Origin of the sequence: Pseudomonas wadenswilerensis (genome assembly GCF_024749185.1) — a bacterium.
Taxonomy (GTDB): Bacteria; Pseudomonadota; Gammaproteobacteria; order Pseudomonadales; family Pseudomonadaceae; genus Aquipseudomonas; species Aquipseudomonas wadenswilerensis.
Genome location: NZ_CP087191.1, coordinates 694,592 through 712,431 on the forward strand (window position 1 = coordinate 694,592; position 17,840 = coordinate 712,431).

At 57.8% G+C, this 17,840-nt stretch carries 10 protein-coding genes, 2 tRNA genes and 3 rRNA genes; 7 read left to right on the forward strand and 8 right to left on the reverse strand.

Annotated features, from left to right (window positions below):
- Positions 1 to 73: 73 nt before the first annotated feature.
- The 8 genes from LOY45_RS03085 to LOY45_RS03120 form a co-directional block, all read right to left on the reverse strand.
- Positions 74 to 1,429, reverse strand: coding sequence for an 8-oxoguanine deaminase (locus tag LOY45_RS03085; RefSeq protein WP_115088919.1), 1,356 nt, complete (start codon positions 1,427 to 1,429; stop codon positions 74 to 76).
- A gap of 115 nt (positions 1,430 to 1,544) precedes the next feature.
- Positions 1,545 to 2,231, reverse strand: a complete 687-nt coding sequence (locus tag LOY45_RS03090) for an SDR family oxidoreductase (protein ID WP_115088917.1) — start codon at positions 2,229 to 2,231, stop codon at positions 1,545 to 1,547.
- A gap of 337 nt (positions 2,232 to 2,568) precedes the next feature.
- Entirely contained in the window at positions 2,569 to 3,153 is a 585-nt protein-coding gene (locus LOY45_RS03095) for an IMPACT family protein (RefSeq protein WP_115088916.1), read from the reverse strand.
- A 9-nt stretch (positions 3,154 to 3,162) separates the two neighbouring features.
- Positions 3,163 to 3,825 (reverse strand): TetR/AcrR family transcriptional regulator, encoded by a 663-nt coding sequence (locus tag LOY45_RS03100; RefSeq protein WP_115088914.1) that lies wholly within the window; start codon positions 3,823 to 3,825, stop codon positions 3,163 to 3,165.
- Positions 3,826 to 3,887: 62 nt separating this feature from the next.
- Positions 3,888 to 4,802, reverse strand: a complete 915-nt coding sequence (locus LOY45_RS03105) for a LysR family transcriptional regulator (RefSeq protein WP_115088912.1) — start codon at positions 4,800 to 4,802, stop codon at positions 3,888 to 3,890.
- Positions 4,803 to 4,850: 48 nt separating this feature from the next.
- On the reverse strand, positions 4,851 to 5,870 hold the full coding sequence (locus LOY45_RS03110) for an AbrB family transcriptional regulator (protein ID WP_115088910.1): 1,020 nt from the start codon (positions 5,868 to 5,870) through the stop codon (positions 4,851 to 4,853).
- Positions 5,871 to 5,874: 4 nt separating this feature from the next.
- Positions 5,875 to 7,239: an FAD/NAD(P)-binding protein gene (locus LOY45_RS03115; RefSeq protein WP_233674693.1), complete on the reverse strand. Its 1,365-nt coding sequence runs from the start codon at positions 7,237 to 7,239 to the stop codon at positions 5,875 to 5,877.
- A gap of 178 nt (positions 7,240 to 7,417) precedes the next feature.
- Complete coding sequence (locus LOY45_RS03120; RefSeq protein ID WP_115088906.1) at positions 7,418 to 8,644, reverse strand: ATP-grasp domain-containing protein; 1,227 nt, start codon at positions 8,642 to 8,644, stop codon at positions 7,418 to 7,420.
- A 458-nt stretch (positions 8,645 to 9,102) separates the two neighbouring features.
- Between LOY45_RS03120 and aptA the strand changes: the two genes are divergently transcribed.
- The 7 genes from aptA to rrf all read left to right on the forward strand — a co-directional run bounded on the left by aptA (position 9,103) and on the right by rrf (position 17,760).
- A complete protein-coding gene (gene aptA, locus LOY45_RS03125) occupies positions 9,103 to 10,449 on the forward strand; it encodes an omega-aminotransferase AptA (RefSeq protein WP_258578727.1) in 1,347 nt (448 codons plus the stop codon).
- Between the two features lie 72 nt (positions 10,450 to 10,521).
- A complete protein-coding gene (locus tag LOY45_RS03130; protein WP_115088904.1) occupies positions 10,522 to 12,015 on the forward strand; it encodes a CoA-acylating methylmalonate-semialdehyde dehydrogenase in 1,494 nt (497 codons plus the stop codon).
- 603 nt (positions 12,016 to 12,618) lie between these two features.
- Positions 12,619 to 14,155: ribosomal RNA gene (locus LOY45_RS03135) — 16S ribosomal RNA — on the forward strand.
- Positions 14,156 to 14,221: 66 nt separating this feature from the next.
- A tRNA-Ile gene (locus LOY45_RS03140) sits at positions 14,222 to 14,298 on the forward strand.
- Positions 14,299 to 14,327: 29 nt separating this feature from the next.
- Positions 14,328 to 14,403, forward strand: a tRNA-Ala gene (locus LOY45_RS03145).
- 214 nt (positions 14,404 to 14,617) lie between these two features.
- Positions 14,618 to 17,508, forward strand: a 23S ribosomal RNA gene (locus LOY45_RS03150).
- A 136-nt stretch (positions 17,509 to 17,644) separates the two neighbouring features.
- Positions 17,645 to 17,760, forward strand: a 5S ribosomal RNA gene (rrf, locus tag LOY45_RS03155).
- The 16S, 23S and 5S rRNA genes sit together here with 2 tRNA genes alongside, the layout of an rRNA operon.
- Positions 17,761 to 17,840 lie beyond the last annotated feature (80 nt).

Genomic DNA, 17,840 nt, shown 5'->3' on the forward strand with positions numbered 1-17,840 from the left:
CGGGATCGAGGGCATGACCCTCTTCGTGCGGTTCGCCACCGTCATCATGTTGGCATTGCTCGCCTTTGAGCTATCAGCCCGCGATCAGTTGTGCGGCGGCCTGACGGTGATCGGCGATCAGCGCCTGCACATCCAGGCCTTCGATCTGGCCATCAACGACGCGCCACTGGCCACCGACCATGACCCGGTCAGCGCGGTCGGCGCCGCACAGCAGCAGGGCCGAAAGCGGATCGTGGCTGCCGGAGAAGCGCAGCTCATCAAGCTTGAACAGCGCCAGGTCTGCCTGTTTGCCCACCGCCAGCTCGCCAATATCGCTGCGCCCCAGCAGTTGCGCCGAGCCGCGGGTGGCCCAGCCCAAAACCAGTTCCGGCGTGATCGCTTCGGCGCCGTAGCGCAGGCGCTGCAGATACAGGGCCTGGCGCGCTTCGAGGATCATGTTGGAAGCATCGTTGGAGGCCGAGCCGTCAACGCCCAGGCCCACCGGTGCCCCGGCCCGGGTCAGTTCCAGGGTTGGGCAGATGCCCGAGGCCAGGCGCATGTTCGAGCTCGGGCAATGGCAGATGCCAGTGCCGGCGGCGCCCAGGCGGGCGATTTCGTCCGGATTGAAATGGATGCCATGAGCCAGCCAGGTGCGCGGGCCGAGCCAACCGACGCTGTCGAGGTAGTCGACCGTGCGCAGGCCGAAGCGCTGCAGGCAGAAGTCTTCTTCGTCGAGGGTTTCGGCCAGGTGGGTGTGCAGGCGTACGTCCAGCTCTTCGGCCAGATCGGCGCTGGCGCGCATGATCTCCGGCGTGACCGAGAACGGCGAGCAGGGTGCCAGGGCGATCTGTATTTGCGCGCCATCGCCGCGCTCGTGGTAGCTGTGGATAAGTCGCTGGCTGTCGGCCAGGATCACTTCGCCCTGCTGTACCGTCTGTTGCGGTGGCAGGCCACCGTCGGCTTCGCCCAGGCTCATGGAACCGCGGGTGAGCATGGCGCGCATGCCCAGTTTGCGTACCGCTTCGACTTGCACGTCGATGGCGTTTTCCAGGCCATCGGGGAACAGGTAATGGTGGTCGGCGGCGGTGGTGCAGCCCGACAGCAACAGCTCGGCCAGGGCCACGCGGGTCGCCAGCTCAAGCTTGGCCGGAGTCAGCCGGGCCCATACCGGGTACAGGGTTTTCAGCCAGGGGAACAGCGGCTGGTTGACCACCGGCGCCCAGGCGCGGGTCAGGGTCTGGTAGAAGTGGTGGTGGGTGTTGATAAGTCCGGGCAGCACCACATGCTCGCGGGCGTCAAAGACTTGTCCACAGGGGCTGGCCGGGCTTTGGCCAAGGCCGAGTACTTGCTGGATACGGCCGTCTTCAATGACCAGGCCGCCACGGGCGTCGAGGCTGTTGGCAGTGAAGATGGCGAGGGGGTTTTTCAACCAGATACGGGTCGCAGGCATGGTGCCGGCTCCTCTGAAAGTGGGTTCAGGTTAGCCAGCTCAGTGTTGCCCTGTCTGCTGATCCAGGTCCGCCGCGGTGGGCGAGGTGTCGAGTCTACACCCACCGCGCGCGGTTTCACCAGATCAGGCTTTCGCCTTTGTAATTGATGAATTGCAGACCGCCTTTGCCGCTGTTGGCGTGAACCTGATCGAGCATGCCGCGGGTGCTGGTGGCCACATCGATATCGGCGCCTTCACCGCCCATGTCGGTCTTGACCCAGCCCGGATGCATGGCCAGCACGGTCGGCTGCGGCTCGCCCAGTTGCGCCACGAAGCTGTTGATCATCGAGTTCAGCGCCGCTTTGCTGGCCTTGTACAGGCACAGTTCCGGCGCGTCGGGAATACTCACACTGCCCAGTACCGAGCTCATGAAGGCAATCACCCCGGTGTTCTTGCGCAGTTGCGGGGCGAAACGTTGGGCCACGCGAATCGGCGCCACGCTGTTGGTCATGAACAGCTCGCCGACATCGGCCAGCTTGGCCTGCTCCGGGTTCTGTTCTTCCGGGCCCTTGACCCCGGCGTTGACGAACAGCAGGTCGAAAGTCTGCGCGCCGAGGCGTTCCTGTAGTGCGTCGAGCTGGCGGGCGCTGTTCATCTCCAAGGTTTCTACCTGCACCCGCGGCAGGGCGCTGAGGGTGTCAGCCCTGGCCGGGTCGCGCACGGTGGCGATCACATTCCAGCCGTCTTCTACCAGGCGTTGCACCAGGCCAAGGCCCAGGCCGCGTGAGGCACCAATGATCAGGGCGGTTTTGTTGATGGACATGGGGGACTCCTTTCAAGGGGGTATCGATCTTTGATCAAAGAATAACCAGTCTAGTCAAACCGTGGCCCTACAAGCTGTTGGCGCAGGGGTGCACGGCTTATCCACAGCTTGCTCCACAGTAATTGTGTGCAAGCATTCAAGGTGGATATAAGCCCGTCAGAGCCCGGTCCGAAGCCAATAACTGGGGATAACTTGCTGATTTTTCGTCAGTTGATGCACTGTCATCAAAACTTGATCAAAATATGATCGTTCGCCTGCAGGCTAGGTAAATCAAGGCGCGCAGGCGAATGCTAAGAGCTTATCCACAGCCGGGCCCACAGTGAATGTGGGCAATTGTTCAGGGGCGTTCCAGCAGGATGCGGCCACGGCTGAGGTCGGCCAACTGGCGTTGCAGGGGTTCGATCTGCTCCTCGCCCAGGGCCAGGCGCAGATCGACGCCGTTGGCGGTGAATTGTTCGTCCAGCACCAGGCCGTCGGCTTCTGCCACGCGCAGTTTCAGCAGCGCCAGTTCGCTGAAGCTGCAGCTGCAGGTGAGTTCGCTGCGGCTGACCAGCAAGCGTTTTTCGGCCTGCTGCAGGCACTTGTTGGCGCCACCGCCGTAAGCGCGGGCCAGGCCCCCGGTGCCCAACTGGATGCCACCGTACCAGCGGATCACCAGCACCACCACCTGGTCACAATCCTGGGCCTCGATGGCCGCGAGGATCGGCCGCCCAGCGGTGCCGCCGGGTTCGCCGTCGTCGCTGCTGCGGTATTGCCCGCCAAGCTTCCAGGCCCAGCAGTTGTGGGTGGCGGCGAGGTCGCTATGGCTTTCGATGAAGTTCATGGCTTCGGCCGGGCTGCTGATTGGCGCAGCCAGGGTGATGAAGCGGCTCTTGCGAATCTCTTCGCGAAACTCGCAGGTGTCGAGCAGGGTAAAAGGCATAAGGCAGGTTCAGTCGCGAGGTGTCAGGCCACAGCCTTTGAGAATGATGTGGATAAGATTGTTGCTGGCATCTTCCATGTCCTGCTTGGTCAGGCGGCTGCGGCCGGTGACCTGGCAGATCTGGGTGGCGAAGTCGGCATAGTGCTGGGTACTGCCCCACAGTAGGAAGATCAGGTGTACCGGGTCGACCGGGTCCATCTTGCCGGCGTCGATCCAGGCCTGGAACACCGCGGCACGGCCCTTGAACCAGGCGCGGTAGTCTTCGCTGAAATAGTCGCTCAGGCACTGGCCGCCGCTGATGATCTCCATGGCGAAGATCCGCGATGCCTGCGGGTTGCGCCGGGAAAACTCCATCTTGGTGCGGATGTAGCTGCTCAAGGCCTGGGCTGGGTCATCGTCGACAGTCAGGGCGTTGAAAGTGCTGTCCCACAGCTCGATGATGTTGCTCAACACTGCCACATACAGGCCGAGCTTGTTGGTGAAGTAATAGTGCAGGTTGGCCTTGGGCAACCCGGCCTTGAGGGCGATGGTGTTCATGCTGGTGCCCTTGAAACCGTGGCGGGCGAACTCGTCCTCGGCGGCCTGGATGATGGCCTGCTCGTTCTTCTGGCGAATGCGGCCGGCGGGCTTGCCCGAGGCTTGGGGGCGATGCGCAGGGACTTCAAAGGTCATGAACGATTCCAGACAAGGCAATGGGTATCTCTTATGACTGGCTAACCTACCAGCATTAGTCCTCAGCGAGTAGCCGCCAGGCTTTCGAGGAAGCTTTCCAGCACCAGGTGCGGGCGCCGGCCTTTGCGCGTCACCCAGCACAGGCTCAGGTCATAGAAGCGCTCGGTGGGCTTGAGTGCACGCAGCCGGCCTTGTTGTACCCAGAAGGATGCATAGTGGTCCGGCAGGTAGCCGATGTAGCGCCCGGTCAGAATCAGGAAGGCCATGCCTTCGCGGTCCGAGGCGCTGGCGGTGCAGTTCAGCGCCTGGTAATGGGCCTGGATGTCCGCGGGTAGGCGGAAAGTCGGGGCAATGGCGTCCTGGCTGTTGAGACGCTCGTCGTCCAATTGCCGGTCGTCGGCGTAGAACAGCGGGTGGCCGACCGCGCAGTAGAGCAGCGAACGTTCGCTGTACAGCGGCTGGTACTCAAGGCCCGATAGCGGGCTGGTTTGCGGAACCACGCCAACATGCAGGCTGCCATCGAGCACGCCCTGTTCGACCTGGCTGGGGGCAATCATGCGGATCTGGATGCGCACGTCCGGGCCGCGGTCCTTGAGCTGCGCCAGGGCATGGGTAATGCGCATGTGCGGCAGGGTCACCAGGTTGTCGGTCAGGCCGATGTTCAGTTCGCCGCGCAAATGCTGGTGCAGGCCGTTGACCTCGGTGCGAAAGCTTTCCAGAGCGCTAAGCAATTGCAACGCCGACTGATACACCTCGCGGCCTTCCTCGGTCAGCGAAAAACCGGCGCGCCCGCGCTGGCACAGGCGCAGGCCCAGGCGCTGCTCGAGGTCGCTCATCTGCTGGCTGATGGCCGAACGGCCGATACCCAGCACGTTCTCGGCGGCCGAAAAGCCGCCGCACTCCACCACGCTGCGGTAGATTTTCAACAGGCGGATATCGAAATCGCTGACCTGGGCCAGGGGTTGTGGACGTTTCACGCGATGCCTTTGCACTGGAGGGGAGTGAAGGCTCACAACATACCCTCATCAGACATTCTCGCGCCAGCGACGGGCCTGAACGAGCAGGGCCGGAGCGAAGTGCAGCACGACCATCCGCAGCAGGTGATGCGTCAGGATGAATACCACATTCAGCCCGCCGCTGAAGGCGACGATGGCGATGGTCTCGATGGCGCCGGGCATGTACGCCAGCCATAAGGCAAAAGGGTCGTTGTCCAGCACCCGGGCGGCGACCCCGGCAAAGGCAGCGGCGACCAGCAGCATCAGGCCCACGGACATCAGCCCGGCCCGACCGTGACGAACAAGTTCTGCCAGGCTGATCTCCCTGAACCTGGCGCCAATCATCACGCCGAGGATCAGCGCGGCGCCATCGACGCTCCATTGCGGCATGTGGAAAGCATGCAACAGCCCAAGCTTCACATAGATCCCCGAGGCGATGATCGCGGTCAGCATGAAAGGTGCGGGAACACCGACTTTCAACAGCAGGCGGCCAAGCACAATGCACAGAGCGATCAGCGACAGCAGGGTCAACGCGGTAATGAACGTCAATGGACTGCTCGCGCTTACGTGCGCTCCGGCACTTGCCGGTATGCACAGGCTCACCAGCAGCGTGATCGACAGCAGTCGTACCAGGTGCACAACGATCACCTTGCTGGATGCGCGTTCAGACTCAAGCAGATCGAACACCGCCGCCAAGGCGCCCGGGTAGACGGCAAGGAGTGAATCCTTGAGGTTCCATGCCGAGACTTTCAGCAACCACAGTGCAGCCACGGCAATCTGCGTTGTCAGGCACAGAAGTAACAAGCCGAGGCTCGGCAGCATGGTTGCCACTGTCTGGTTGTCCCAGGCCTCGAACATCAGGCCGGTGGCAATGCCCAGGACGATCTGCACATAGCCGAGGCCGAAGCGCAGCCGGGGAGCCACATTGAACCTGCTGACGACAATTGCCGTCGCCACTATCGAGCCCAGTAGCAGGCCATGGGGCACGCCAGCGTACTGCAGGGCAGTACCAGTCAAAGCAGCGATCAGCAAACACACGAAGGTTTTCATAGGCTCAAGTGCTCAATGCACGAAGGTTGCGGTAGATGGTTTCAGCCTGCATCTGCAAGACGTCGATATTGCTGACGGCATAGAACACACCCGTGGTCGGAGCGCCAATGGCAAAGATATTAGACGGCCCCTGGTGGTTGATGACGCGACAATCGTCATAACGCACGTCGATCCCACCGTATTGATGCTGGATACAAATACCGGATGCAGCCAGATTCTTGTAGAGCGCACCTTGCATCGCATCGCCAGCGCCCGTGGCATTGACCACGTTGGAGAACCTGCAATTGAAATCACGCCCGCGTGCCAGGAAGCCGCCTTGTGTCACGCTGACATCGGATAATCCGGTTCGACAAGCCAAGCGTCCCGAATGCATATGCTGGTGAATCTTGATCCAGTTTTCCTTGGGGATGGGAACCCGCAATTGCCTCCAGGCACCCCGGAAGCGTCCGACGAATACCTTCCTTTCGCGCTCGGAGAGCAGGTTCCAGATCATCGGCACGATCAGGTTGGTCGAAGAGAACACCGAGTAGATATCCTCGCGGGCCACCGAGGCCTGGGTGTGATCGCGCATGAGGTCATCGAGGGTGGCGTCGATGCCCTGCGCCTCCAGCTCTTCGTCGAACATCGCCCGCACCGTCTTCAATGCCGAGCCACCAAAGCGCAGGCGATGCCTGATGGCGTGTTCAGTCAGTACCTTGAGTGCTCGCGGCTGATAGCTTTCGCTGTAGTTGGGAATCTTGCTGCTGCGGGTCAACATGGTCACATGATTGCCAGGGTCGGCATCGAGCAGGGTCAGTGCGACGTCGATGGCTGACAGTTGATTGCCGAGCACGCCGATACTGTCGGAGCGAATCTCGGCAAGGCGAGTCGTCGGGTAGGGGTTGTTGATGTATCCCGGGGCCCCCTTTAGCCGATAAAAGTCGGTCGGCTCGGCATTGCCGGTTGCCAGCACGACGGCCTTGTATCCCGGGCGTTCACCCGATGCGGTGCTGAGATCATAGCGCCCCCGGGACGAAGTCATTCCGGTGATATGTTCACGGTAGTACTGAATCGATGAGTGCTCGCGCAGCGAAGACTGCACTGATTCTTCGATGAACTTGCCGAACACCGGGCGCGGTTGATAACCATTGGACTGGGCCATGCCACGGGTCTGCAACCACTGCTTGAAGTCGCCCTGTTCGCGCAGATACATCAAATTGGCGGGGCGGTTGACCAGGTTGCTCAAAATATCTTGCTGATAAGCCTGGCCCGATCCGCTGCTACCGGCTGTATCGAACACATCAATGCTGAGTGCTGGCGTCAGGTGCTTCAACCGTTCCAGAATGATCGCACCGCTATAGCCCAGCCCAACGACTGCTACCTTGCCCATATCCAATCCTTTAGATGTGGTTTTGCTGCGGGCGCGATAACGCCCGTTGCCTGGTATCGACCTGCCAGGTCATGACAGGTGACAAAGACCGGCTGGCGGGGTATCCGTCAGTCGGCGTCCGATTACAGGCAAGCGCCGGTGGGCGCTGCCTGATGTCGTTGTTCAAAGGGATACCGGCTTACGCCCAGACGAAGGTATCCCTGACCCAGCTGTCGAACTGGGCGAGATGGTCGCTGACTTCTTTCTCACTGTTGCCCTCGACAATCGCCGAGACGATTTCGCCATTGGTCATTTGCATTCCGGAATAATCCGTGCCCTTTTTTGCAGTGACCGTGTAATAGCGAATGAAGGGCAAGTCGATAGATGCCGGGAAGTCGATCAGCTTGCCTGTGCGCGGCGGTACGTTCAGTTGGCCGAGCAAGTGGCGCGGTGGCAGCAGCGACTTCAACGACGCCGACTTGCCGCCACGCTCGGCATCGATCAGGGTCAGACGCGGATTCAACCCGTAGGCTTCGGTCAATTCCTGATTGATGCAGCAGCCTCCCAGGCGACAGGCGATTTCGCAGACGATGAGGTCGTCGCCGTCGAGAAACACTTCAAGGTGGAACAGCAGGGTGCCCAGGTTTGGCAATGCCTGCTCGATGATGCTTCGGGTCAGCTTCACGCACTGCGCATGCAGCGGATTGCTTTCGGCCAGCATCTGGAAACCGAGGCTTTGTCCGTCAAGAAAGTCCAGGCAGGTAATCGTCGAGCGTACCGGGGAAATAATCACCGGGTTGCCGTTGATGTAGAGCCCATTAACGTTCAGCAACGGTGCATCGAGGTACTTTTCGACCATCAGATTGTGCAGCGTTGTGCCGTCCTGCTGTTGCAGGTAGTCGCGCAAGCCGTCGACGTCGCGTAGCACCCGTACGCCCCCCGAACCTCGTCCATCACGAGGCTTGACCACCACCGGGTAGCCGTACTGCTCGATGAAATCGTTGATTTCGCACGCCGAGCCGACCATCGCCATGGGATTGATGCGAATGCCATGCTCTGCGAGCCTCTGCTTCATGAGGAATTTGTCACGGTACAGCAGAGTCATGGCCTCATAGCGTGTACGCGAACCATTGAGACGGTCCTTGATGCGCGCCACACGCAGCAAGTCGACTTCTGCCAGCGCAACTACCGTGTGAGTGCCTAGCGCTCTCGCCGCCGCCAGGGCATCGAGTTCGACTAGCGCTGATTCATTGAAGTTGGGGTAAAGCCTGAAAGACTCGCTCAGGGTGGGGAACTGCTGGTCCAGCGCTGCTTTGGCTGACAAGTCGCTGTAAATCAGCGAATTGTTGCCCAGCACGTTCAACCATTCTTGTTCCGAGTGCTGCAGGAGGATTTTCGCGGGCGAGAACAGGATTACAGGGTTCAAAGGATTTCCTTATCGTGATTGTTCATGGCGTAGCACATGCGCAAGGCAGTCCATGGTGCGCGTGTTGTTGCAGCGACCGGCCGAAGGGCGCGTTCATACGCTCCTGTAGTGGAACTATCAGAAGTTGCCTGTACGTGAGCGCTGTAGGTCTTAGGAAATACTGGGAGGCGCGATGGCTTCGAACAAGAGAGGTTCTGCGACAGATAGAGTGAGACTCCTCTATCGTGGCTGTAAGTAAATGCACATCGCCGCACGGCGGTTTTTCGCAACTAATTGATTGGTGAGGGAATTTTCGGAGTCGCTCAGTCGACCGGCATTCAACATGACGCCAGGCGGTAAATGTTTAGCGAAAGGCAAACCAAAGATCGGAAAAGCAGGATTTTCCAGACCTTACGGCCATGCCAATTTAGTCGCAACAACACTTGTCGCTGCCCAATTGCCTTGCGAGGACTTGTCCGATGAATCTGCCTGAAAACGCTCCTGTCGGTCTGGCCAGCCAGCTCAAGCTGGACGCCCACTGGATGCCCTACACCGCCAACCGCAATTTTCAGCGCGATCCCCGGCTGATCGTCGCCGCCGAAGGCAGCTACCTGACCGACGACAAGGGTCGCAAGATCTATGACGCACTGTCCGGCCTGTGGACTTGCGGTGCCGGTCACACCCGCAAGCAGATCCAGGAAGCCGTATCACGCCAGTTGGGCGTGCTCGATTATTCGCCGGCCTTCCAGTTCGGTCACCCGCTGTCGTTCCAGCTGGCCGAGAAGATCACCGACCTGACCCCGGGCAACCTCAATCACGTCTTCTATACCAACTCCGGTTCCGAGTGCGCTGACACTGCGGTCAAGATGGTCCGTGCCTACTGGCGCCTGAAAGGCCAGGCCACCAAGACCAAGCTGATCGGCCGTGCCCGTGGCTATCACGGAGTGAACATCGCCGGTACCAGCCTGGGTGGCGTCAACGGCAACCGCAAGCTGTTCGGCCAGTTGCTCGACGTCGATCACATCCCGCACACCCTGCTGCCTGGCAATGCCTTCACCAAGGGCATGCCGGAAGAGGGCGGTATCGCCCTGGCCGATGAAATGCTCAAACTGATCGAGCTGCACGATGCTTCGAACATCGCCGCGCTGATCGTCGAGCCGCTGGCCGGTTCCGCTGGTGTATTGCCGCCGCCGAAGGGTTACCTGAAACGCCTGCGGGAAATCTGCGACCAGCACAACATCCTGCTGATCTTCGACGAAGTCATTACCGGCTTCGGCCGCATGGGCTCGATGTTCGGTGCCGATGCCTTCGGCGTTACCCCGGACCTGATGTGCATCGCCAAGCAGGTCACCAACGGCGCCATCCCGATGGGCGCGGTGATCGCCAGCAGCGAGATCTACCAGACCTTCATGAACCAGCCGACCCCGGAATACGCGGTGGAATTCCCCCACGGCTACACCTACTCGGCACACCCGGTCGCCTGCGCCGCCGGGATTGCCGCGCTGGACCTGCTGGAGAAGGAAAACCTGGTGCAATCGGTCGCCGAACTGTCGCCGCACTTCGAGAAGGTGCTGCACGGGGTCAAGGGGGCGAAGAACATCATCGACATCCGTAACTACGGCCTGGCCGGTGCGATCCAGATTGCCGCCCGTGACGGCGATGCCATCGTGCGTCCGTACGAGATTGCCATGAAGCTGTGGAAAGCCGGCTTCTATGTGCGCTTCGGCGGCGACACCCTGCAGTTCGGCCCGACCTTCAACAGCCAGCCGCAGGAACTGGATCGTCTGTTCGATGCGGTCGGCGAAGCCATCAACCAGGTCGACTGATCGTCCCTCTATATATAAGAAGCGGGCGCGAGTGATCTCGCGCCCAGGCATACCCTCTTTCTGGAGTTCTGCATGAGCACTGTTCAACACCTGATCAACGGCGAGCTGGTGGCTGCCGACGTACGCACCGCCGATGTCTTCAATCCGTCCACTGGCCAGGCTATCCACAAGGTCGCCCTGGCCAGCAAGCAAACCGTGCAGCAGGCCATCGACTCGGCCAAGGCCGCTTTCCCGGCCTGGCGCAACACGCCACCGGCCAAGCGTGCCCAGGTGATGTTCCGCTTCAAGCAACTGCTGGAGCAGAACGAAGCGCGTATCTCCCAACTGATTAGCGAAGAGCACGGCAAGACCGTGGAAGACGCCGCCGGTGAACTCAAGCGCGGTATCGAGAACGTCGAGTTCGCCTGCGCCGCCCCGGAAGTGCTCAAGGGTGAGTACAGCCGCAACGTCGGCCCGAACATCGATGCCTGGTCCGACTTCCAGCCGCTGGGGGTGGTGGCCGGTATCACGCCGTTCAACTTCCCGGCCATGGTGCCGCTGTGGATGTATCCGCTGGCCATTGCCTGCGGTAACTGCTTCATCCTCAAGCCATCGGAGCGTGACCCGAGCTCGACCCTGCTGATCGCCCAACTGCTGCACGAAGCCGGCCTGCCTAAAGGCGTGCTCAACGTGGTGCACGGTGACAAGGAAGCGGTTGATGCGCTGATCGAGGCCCCTGAGGTCAAGGCCCTGAGTTTCGTCGGCTCGACGCCGATCGCCGAATACATCTATGCCGAAGGCACCAAGCGCGGCAAGCGCGTCCAGGCGCTGGGCGGGGCGAAGAACCATGCGGTGCTGATGCCTGATGCCGATCTGGACAATGCGGTCAGCGCGCTGATGGGTGCAGCCTACGGTTCTTGCGGTGAGCGTTGCATGGCGATCTCCGTGGCCGTGTGCGTTGGCGACCAGGTGGCCGATGCGCTGATCGCCAAGCTCGAGCCGCAGATCAAGGCGCTGAAGATTGGTGCCGGCACTTCCTGTGGCCTGGACATGGGCCCGCTGGTTACCGCGGCAGCCCGTGACAAGGTGGTGGGCTACATCGACGATGGCGTGGCTGCCGGTGCGCAACTCGTGGTCGACGGTCGTGGCTACCGGGTTGCCGGTAACGAAGACGGTTACTTTGTCGGCGGCACTCTGTTCGACCGTGTGACTCCCGAGATGCGCATCTATAAAGAAGAGATCTTCGGGCCAGTACTGTGCGTGGTACGCGTGGACAGCCTGGAAGAAGCCATGCGCCTGATCAACGAGCACGAGTACGGTAACGGCACCTGCATCTTCACCCGTGACGGTGAGGCGGCGCGCCTGTTCTGCGATGAGATCGAAGTGGGCATGGTGGGCGTCAACGTACCGCTGCCGGTGCCAGTGGCTTACCACAGCTTCGGTGGCTGGAAGCGTTCGCTGTTTGGTGATCTGCATGCCTATGGCCCGGATGGCGTACGTTTCTACACTCGCCGCAAAGCCATTACCCAGCGCTGGCCGCAACGTGCCAGCCATGAAGCCTCGCAGTTTGCATTCCCGAGCCTCTAAGGCGTTAGCTGCAAGCTGCAAGTTGAGCGCGGTGCTAGCGCTTCTACTTGCAGCTTGAAGCTTGTGGCTTATAGCTAAAACGCCGCCGCTGAAACAAAGTTGAAATAAGTCCTTGACGCCCCTGTGGATCTGTCTATAATTCGCCCCACTTCCGGCGCAGTCGGAACTGAAAACTCCTTGAGTTTCAAAGAGTTAGCGGTTCCAGGGTCATCCGGAAGGGCTTCGATCGAAAGATCGACAGCGGTGAAAAAGGCAGTTGACAGCGGTTTGAAACGCTGTAGAATTCGCCTCCCGCTGACGAGAGATCGCAGCGAGTCAAGTGGTTGAAGTTGAAAGAGAAATTCTGAAAAACTTCAAAATAAACGCTTGACAGGCTCTGAGGAAAGCGTAGAATGCGCGCCTCGGTTGAGACGAAAAGCTCTTAACCAACCGCTCTTTAACAACTGAATCAAGCAATTCGTGTGGGTGCTTGTGAGTTCAGACTGATAGTCAAAAAGATTATCAGCATCACAAGTGGCTACACGAAAAATCGAAAGATTTGAAAGTAAGTCATTTGAGATTGCTGAGCCAAGTTTAGGGTTTTCTCAAAACCCAAGCAGTATTGAACTGAAGAGTTTGATCATGGCTCAGATTGAACGCTGGCGGCAGGCCTAACACATGCAAGTCGAGCGGATGAGAAGAGCTTGCTCTTCGATTCAGCGGCGGACGGGTGAGTAATACCTAGGAATCTGCCTGGTAGTGGGGGACAACGTTTCGAAAGGAACGCTAATACCGCATACGCCCTACGGGGGAAAGCAGGGGACCTTCGGGCCTTGCGCTATCAGATGAGCCTAGGTCGGATTAGCTAGTTGGTGAGGTAATGGCTCACCAAGGCGACGATCCGTAACTGGTCTGAGAGGATGATCAGTCACACTGGAACTGAGACACGGTCCAGACTCCTACGGGAGGCAGCAGTGGGGAATATTGGACAATGGGCGAAAGCCTGATCCAGCCATGCCGCGTGTGTGAAGAAGGTCTTCGGATTGTAAAGCACTTTAAGTTGGGAGGAAGGGTACTTACCTAATACGTGAGTATTTTGACGTTACCGACAGAATAAGCACCGGCTAACTCTGTGCCAGCAGCCGCGGTAATACAGAGGGTGCAAGCGTTAATCGGAATTACTGGGCGTAAAGCGCGCGTAGGTGGTTCGTTAAGTTGGATGTGAAATCCCCGGGCTCAACCTGGGAACTGCATCCAAAACTGGCGAGCTAGAGTAGGGCAGAGGGTGGTGGAATTTCCTGTGTAGCGGTGAAATGCGTAGATATAGGAAGGAACACCAGTGGCGAAGGCGACCACCTGGGCTCATACTGACACTGAGGTGCGAAAGCGTGGGGAGCAAACAGGATTAGATACCCTGGTAGTCCACGCCGTAAACGATGTCAACTAGCCGTTGGAATCCTTGAGATTTTAGTGGCGCAGCTAACGCATTAAGTTGACCGCCTGGGGAGTACGGCCGCAAGGTTAAAACTCAAATGAATTGACGGGGGCCCGCACAAGCGGTGGAGCATGTGGTTTAATTCGAAGCAACGCGAAGAACCTTACCAGGCCTTGACATGCAGAGAACTTTCCAGAGATGGATTGGTGCCTTCGGGAACTCTGACACAGGTGCTGCATGGCTGTCGTCAGCTCGTGTCGTGAGATGTTGGGTTAAGTCCCGTAACGAGCGCAACCCTTGTCCTTAGTTACCAGCACGTTATGGTGGGCACTCTAAGGAGACTGCCGGTGACAAACCGGAGGAAGGTGGGGATGACGTCAAGTCATCATGGCCCTTACGGCCTGGGCTACACACGTGCTACAATGGTCGGTACAGAGGGTTGCCAAGCCGCGAGGTGGAGCTAATCTCACAAAACCGATCGTAGTCCGGATCGCAGTCTGCAACTCGACTGCGTGAAGTCGGAATCGCTAGTAATCGCGAATCAGAATGTCGCGGTGAATACGTTCCCGGGCCTTGTACACACCGCCCGTCACACCATGGGAGTGGGTTGCACCAGAAGTAGCTAGTCTAACCTTCGGGAGGACGGTTACCACGGTGTGATTCATGACTGGGGTGAAGTCGTAACAAGGTAGCCGTAGGGGAACCTGCGGCTGGATCACCTCCTTAATCGACAGACATCAGCTGTCTTATGAGCTCCCACACGAATTGCTTGATTCATTGAAGAAGACGATTGGGTCTGTAGCTCAGTTGGTTAGAGCGCACCCCTGATAAGGGTGAGGTCGGCAGTTCGAATCTGCCCAGACCCACCAATTACATGTGGTGCAGCCTGTAGCAATACGGGGCCATAGCTCAGCTGGGAGAGCGCCTGCCTTGCACGCAGGAGGTCAGCGGTTCGATCCCGCTTGGCTCCACCACCTTACGTCAAAGCTTAGAAATGAATATTCGGCTCGAATATTGATTTCTGAACTTTTTCAGAATCGTTCTTTAAAAATTTGGGTATGTGATAGAAAGATAGACTGGACAGCACTTTCACTGGTGTGTGTTCAGGCTAAGGTAAAATTTGTGAGTAATTACAAGTTTTCGGCGAATGTTGTCTTCACAGTATAACCAGATTGCTTGGGGTTATATGGTCAAGTGAAGAAGCGCATACGGTGGATGCCTTGGCAGTCAGAGGCGATGAAAGACGTGGTAGCCTGCGATAAGCTTCGGGGAGTCGGCAAACAGACTTTGATCCGGAGATCTCTGAATGGGGGAACCCACTCAGCATAAGCTGAGTATCTTGTACTGAATACATAGGTGCAAGAGGCGAACCAGGGGAACTGAAACATCTAAGTACCCTGAGGAAAAGAAATCAACCGAGATTCCCTTAGTAGTGGCGAGCGAACGGGGACTAGCCCTTAAGTGGCTTTGAGATTAGCGGAACGCTCTGGAAAGTGCGGCCATAGTGGGTGATAGCCCTGTACGCGAAAATCTCTTAGTCATGAAATCGAGTAGGACGGAGCACGAGAAACTTTGTCTGAATATGGGGGGACCATCCTCCAAGGCTAAATACTACTGACTGACCGATAGTGAACCAGTACCGTGAGGGAAAGGCGAAAAGAACCCCGGAGAGGGGAGTGAAATAGATCCTGAAACCGTATGCGTACAAGCAGTGGGAGCCTACTTTGTTAGGTGACTGCGTACCTTTTGTATAATGGGTCAGCGACTTATATTCAGTGGCGAGCTTAACCGAATAGGGGAGGCGTAGCGAAAGCGAGTGTTAATAGCGCGTTTAGTCGCTGGGTATAGACCCGAAACCGGGCGATCTATCCATGGGCAGGTTGAAGGTTAGGTAACACTGACTGGAGGACCGAACCGACTACCGTTGAAAAGTTAGCGGATGACCTGTGGATCGGAGTGAAAGGCTAATCAAGCTCGGAGATAGCTGGTTCTCCTCGAAAGCTATTTAGGTAGCGCCTCATGTATCACTGTAGGGGGTAGAGCACTGTTTCGGCTAGGGGGTCATCCCGACTTACCAAACCGATGCAAACTCCGAATACCTACAAGTGCCGAGCATGGGAGACACACGGCGGGTGCTAACGTCCGTCGTGAAAAGGGAAACAACCCAGACCGTCAGCTAAGGTCCCAAAGTTATGGTTAAGTGGGAAACGATGTGGGAAGGCTTAGACAGCTAGGAGGTTGGCTTAGAAGCAGCCACCCTTTAAAGAAAGCGTAATAGCTCACTAGTCGAGTCGGCCTGCGCGGAAGATGTAACGGGGCTCAAACCATACACCGAAGCTACGGGTGTCACTTAGGTGACGCGGTAGAGGAGCGTTCTGTAAGCCTGTGAAGGTGAGTTGAGAAGCTTGCTGGAGGTATCAGAAGTGCGAATGCTGACATGAGTAACGACAATGGGAGTGAAAAACTCCCACGCCGAAAGACCAAGGTTTCCTGCGCAACGTTAATCGACGCAGGGTTAGTCGGTCCCTAAGGCGAGGCTGAAAAGCGTAGTCGATGGAAAACAGGTTAATATTCCTGTACTTCTAGTTATTGCGATGGAGGGACGGAGAAGGCTAGGCCAGCTTGGCGTTGGTTGTCCAAGTTTAAGGTGGTAGGCTGAGATCTTAGGTAAATCCGGGATCTTAAGGCCGAGAGCTGATGACGAGTTGCCTTTAGGCGACGAAGTGGTTGATGCCATGCTTCCAAGAAAAGCTTCTAAGCTTCAGATAACTAGGAACCGTACCCCAAACCGACACAGGTGGTTGGGTAGAGAATACCAAGGCGCTTGAGAGAACTCGGGTGAAGGAACTAGGCAAAATGGCACCGTAACTTCGGGAGAAGGTGCGCCGGTGAGGGTGAAGGACTTGCTCCGTAAGCCCATGCCGGTCGAAGATACCAGGCCGCTGCGACTGTTTATTAAAAACACAGCACTCTGCAAACACGAAAGTGGACGTATAGGGTGTGACGCCTGCCCGGTGCCGGAAGGTTAATTGATGGGGTTAGCTAACGCGAAGCTCTTGATCGAAGCCCCGGTAAACGGCGGCCGTAACTATAACGGTCCTAAGGTAGCGAAATTCCTTGTCGGGTAAGTTCCGACCTGCACGAATGGCGTAACGATGGCGGCGCTGTCTCCACCCGAGACTCAGTGAAATTGAAATCGCTGTGAAGATGCAGTGTATCCGCGGCTAGACGGAAAGACCCCGTGAACCTTTACTATAGCTTTGCACTGGACTTTGAATTTGCTTGTGTAGGATAGGTGGGAGGCTTTGAAGCGTGGACGCCAGTTCGCGTGGAGCCATCCTTGAAATACCACCCTGGCAACTTTGAGGTTCTAACTCAGGTCCGTTATCCGGATCGAGGACAGTGTATGGTGGGTAGTTTGACTGGGGCGGTCTCCTCCTAAAGAGTAACGGAGGAGTACGAAGGTGCGCTCAGACCGGTCGGAAATCGGTCGTAGAGTATAAAGGCAAAAGCGCGCTTGACTGCGAGACAGACACGTCGAGCAGGTACGAAAGTAGGTCTTAGTGATCCGGTGGTTCTGTATGGAAGGGCCATCGCTCAACGGATAAAAGGTACTCCGGGGATAACAGGCTGATACCGCCCAAGAGTTCATATCGACGGCGGTGTTTGGCACCTCGATGTCGGCTCATCACATCCTGGGGCTGAAGCCGGTCCCAAGGGTATGGCTGTTCGCCATTTAAAGTGGTACGCGAGCTGGGTTTAGAACGTCGTGAGACAGTTCGGTCCCTATCTGCCGTGGACGTTTGAGATTTGAGAGGGGCTGCTCCTAGTACGAGAGGACCGGAGTGGACGAACCTCTGGTGTTCCGGTTGTCACGCCAGTGGCATTGCCGGGTAGCTATGTTCGGAAGAGATAACCGCTGAAAGCATCTAAGCGGGAAACTTGCCTCAAGATGAGATCTCACTGGAGCCTTGAGCTCCCTGAAGGGCCGTCGAAGACTACGACGTTGATAGGTTGGGTGTGTAAGCGCTGTGAGGCGTTGAGCTAACCAATACTAATTGCCCGTGAGGCTTGACCATATAACACCCAAGCAATTTGCGTCGAATGACCAGATTGCGGTGTTGTGAAGACTGCAAAGCCGAGAATTTGTAACTCACAAGCATCACATACCCGATTCGCTGGAGTGTCTAACAAGACCTTCTGGCAACAGAATTTCTTGACGACCATAGAGCATTGGAACCACCTGATCCCATCCCGAACTCAGCAGTGAAACGATGCATCGCCGATGGTAGTGTGGGGTTTCCCCATGTGAGAGTAGGTCATCGTCAAGATTAAATTCCGAAACCCCTATCTGCGTATGCAGGTAGGGGTTTTGTCTTTCTGGCTGTTGCACAACACAGTCAGGCTCCCC

Excerpts from the sequence above, each read along its gene's own strand:
- LOY45_RS03090 (WP_115088917.1), bottom strand. The coding sequence starts at position 2,231 with ATGTCCATCAACAAAACCGCCCTGATCATTGGTGCCTCACGCGGCCTG.
- LOY45_RS03130 (WP_115088904.1), top strand. The coding sequence starts at position 10,522 with ATGAGCACTGTTCAACACCTGATCAACGGCGAGCTGGTGGCTGCCGAC.
- LOY45_RS03115 (WP_233674693.1), bottom strand. The coding sequence starts at position 7,239 with ATGGGCAAGGTAGCAGTCGTTGGGCTGGGCTATAGCGGTGCGATCATT.
- LOY45_RS03110 (WP_115088910.1), bottom strand. The coding sequence starts at position 5,870 with ATGAAAACCTTCGTGTGTTTGCTGATCGCTGCTTTGACTGGTACTGCC.
- aptA (WP_258578727.1), top strand. The coding sequence starts at position 9,103 with ATGAATCTGCCTGAAAACGCTCCTGTCGGTCTGGCCAGCCAGCTCAAG.
- LOY45_RS03095 (WP_115088916.1), bottom strand. The coding sequence starts at position 3,153 with ATGCCTTTTACCCTGCTCGACACCTGCGAGTTTCGCGAAGAGATTCGC.
- LOY45_RS03085 (WP_115088919.1), bottom strand. The coding sequence starts at position 1,429 with ATGCCTGCGACCCGTATCTGGTTGAAAAACCCCCTCGCCATCTTCACT.
- LOY45_RS03100 (WP_115088914.1), bottom strand. The coding sequence starts at position 3,825 with ATGACCTTTGAAGTCCCTGCGCATCGCCCCCAAGCCTCGGGCAAGCCC.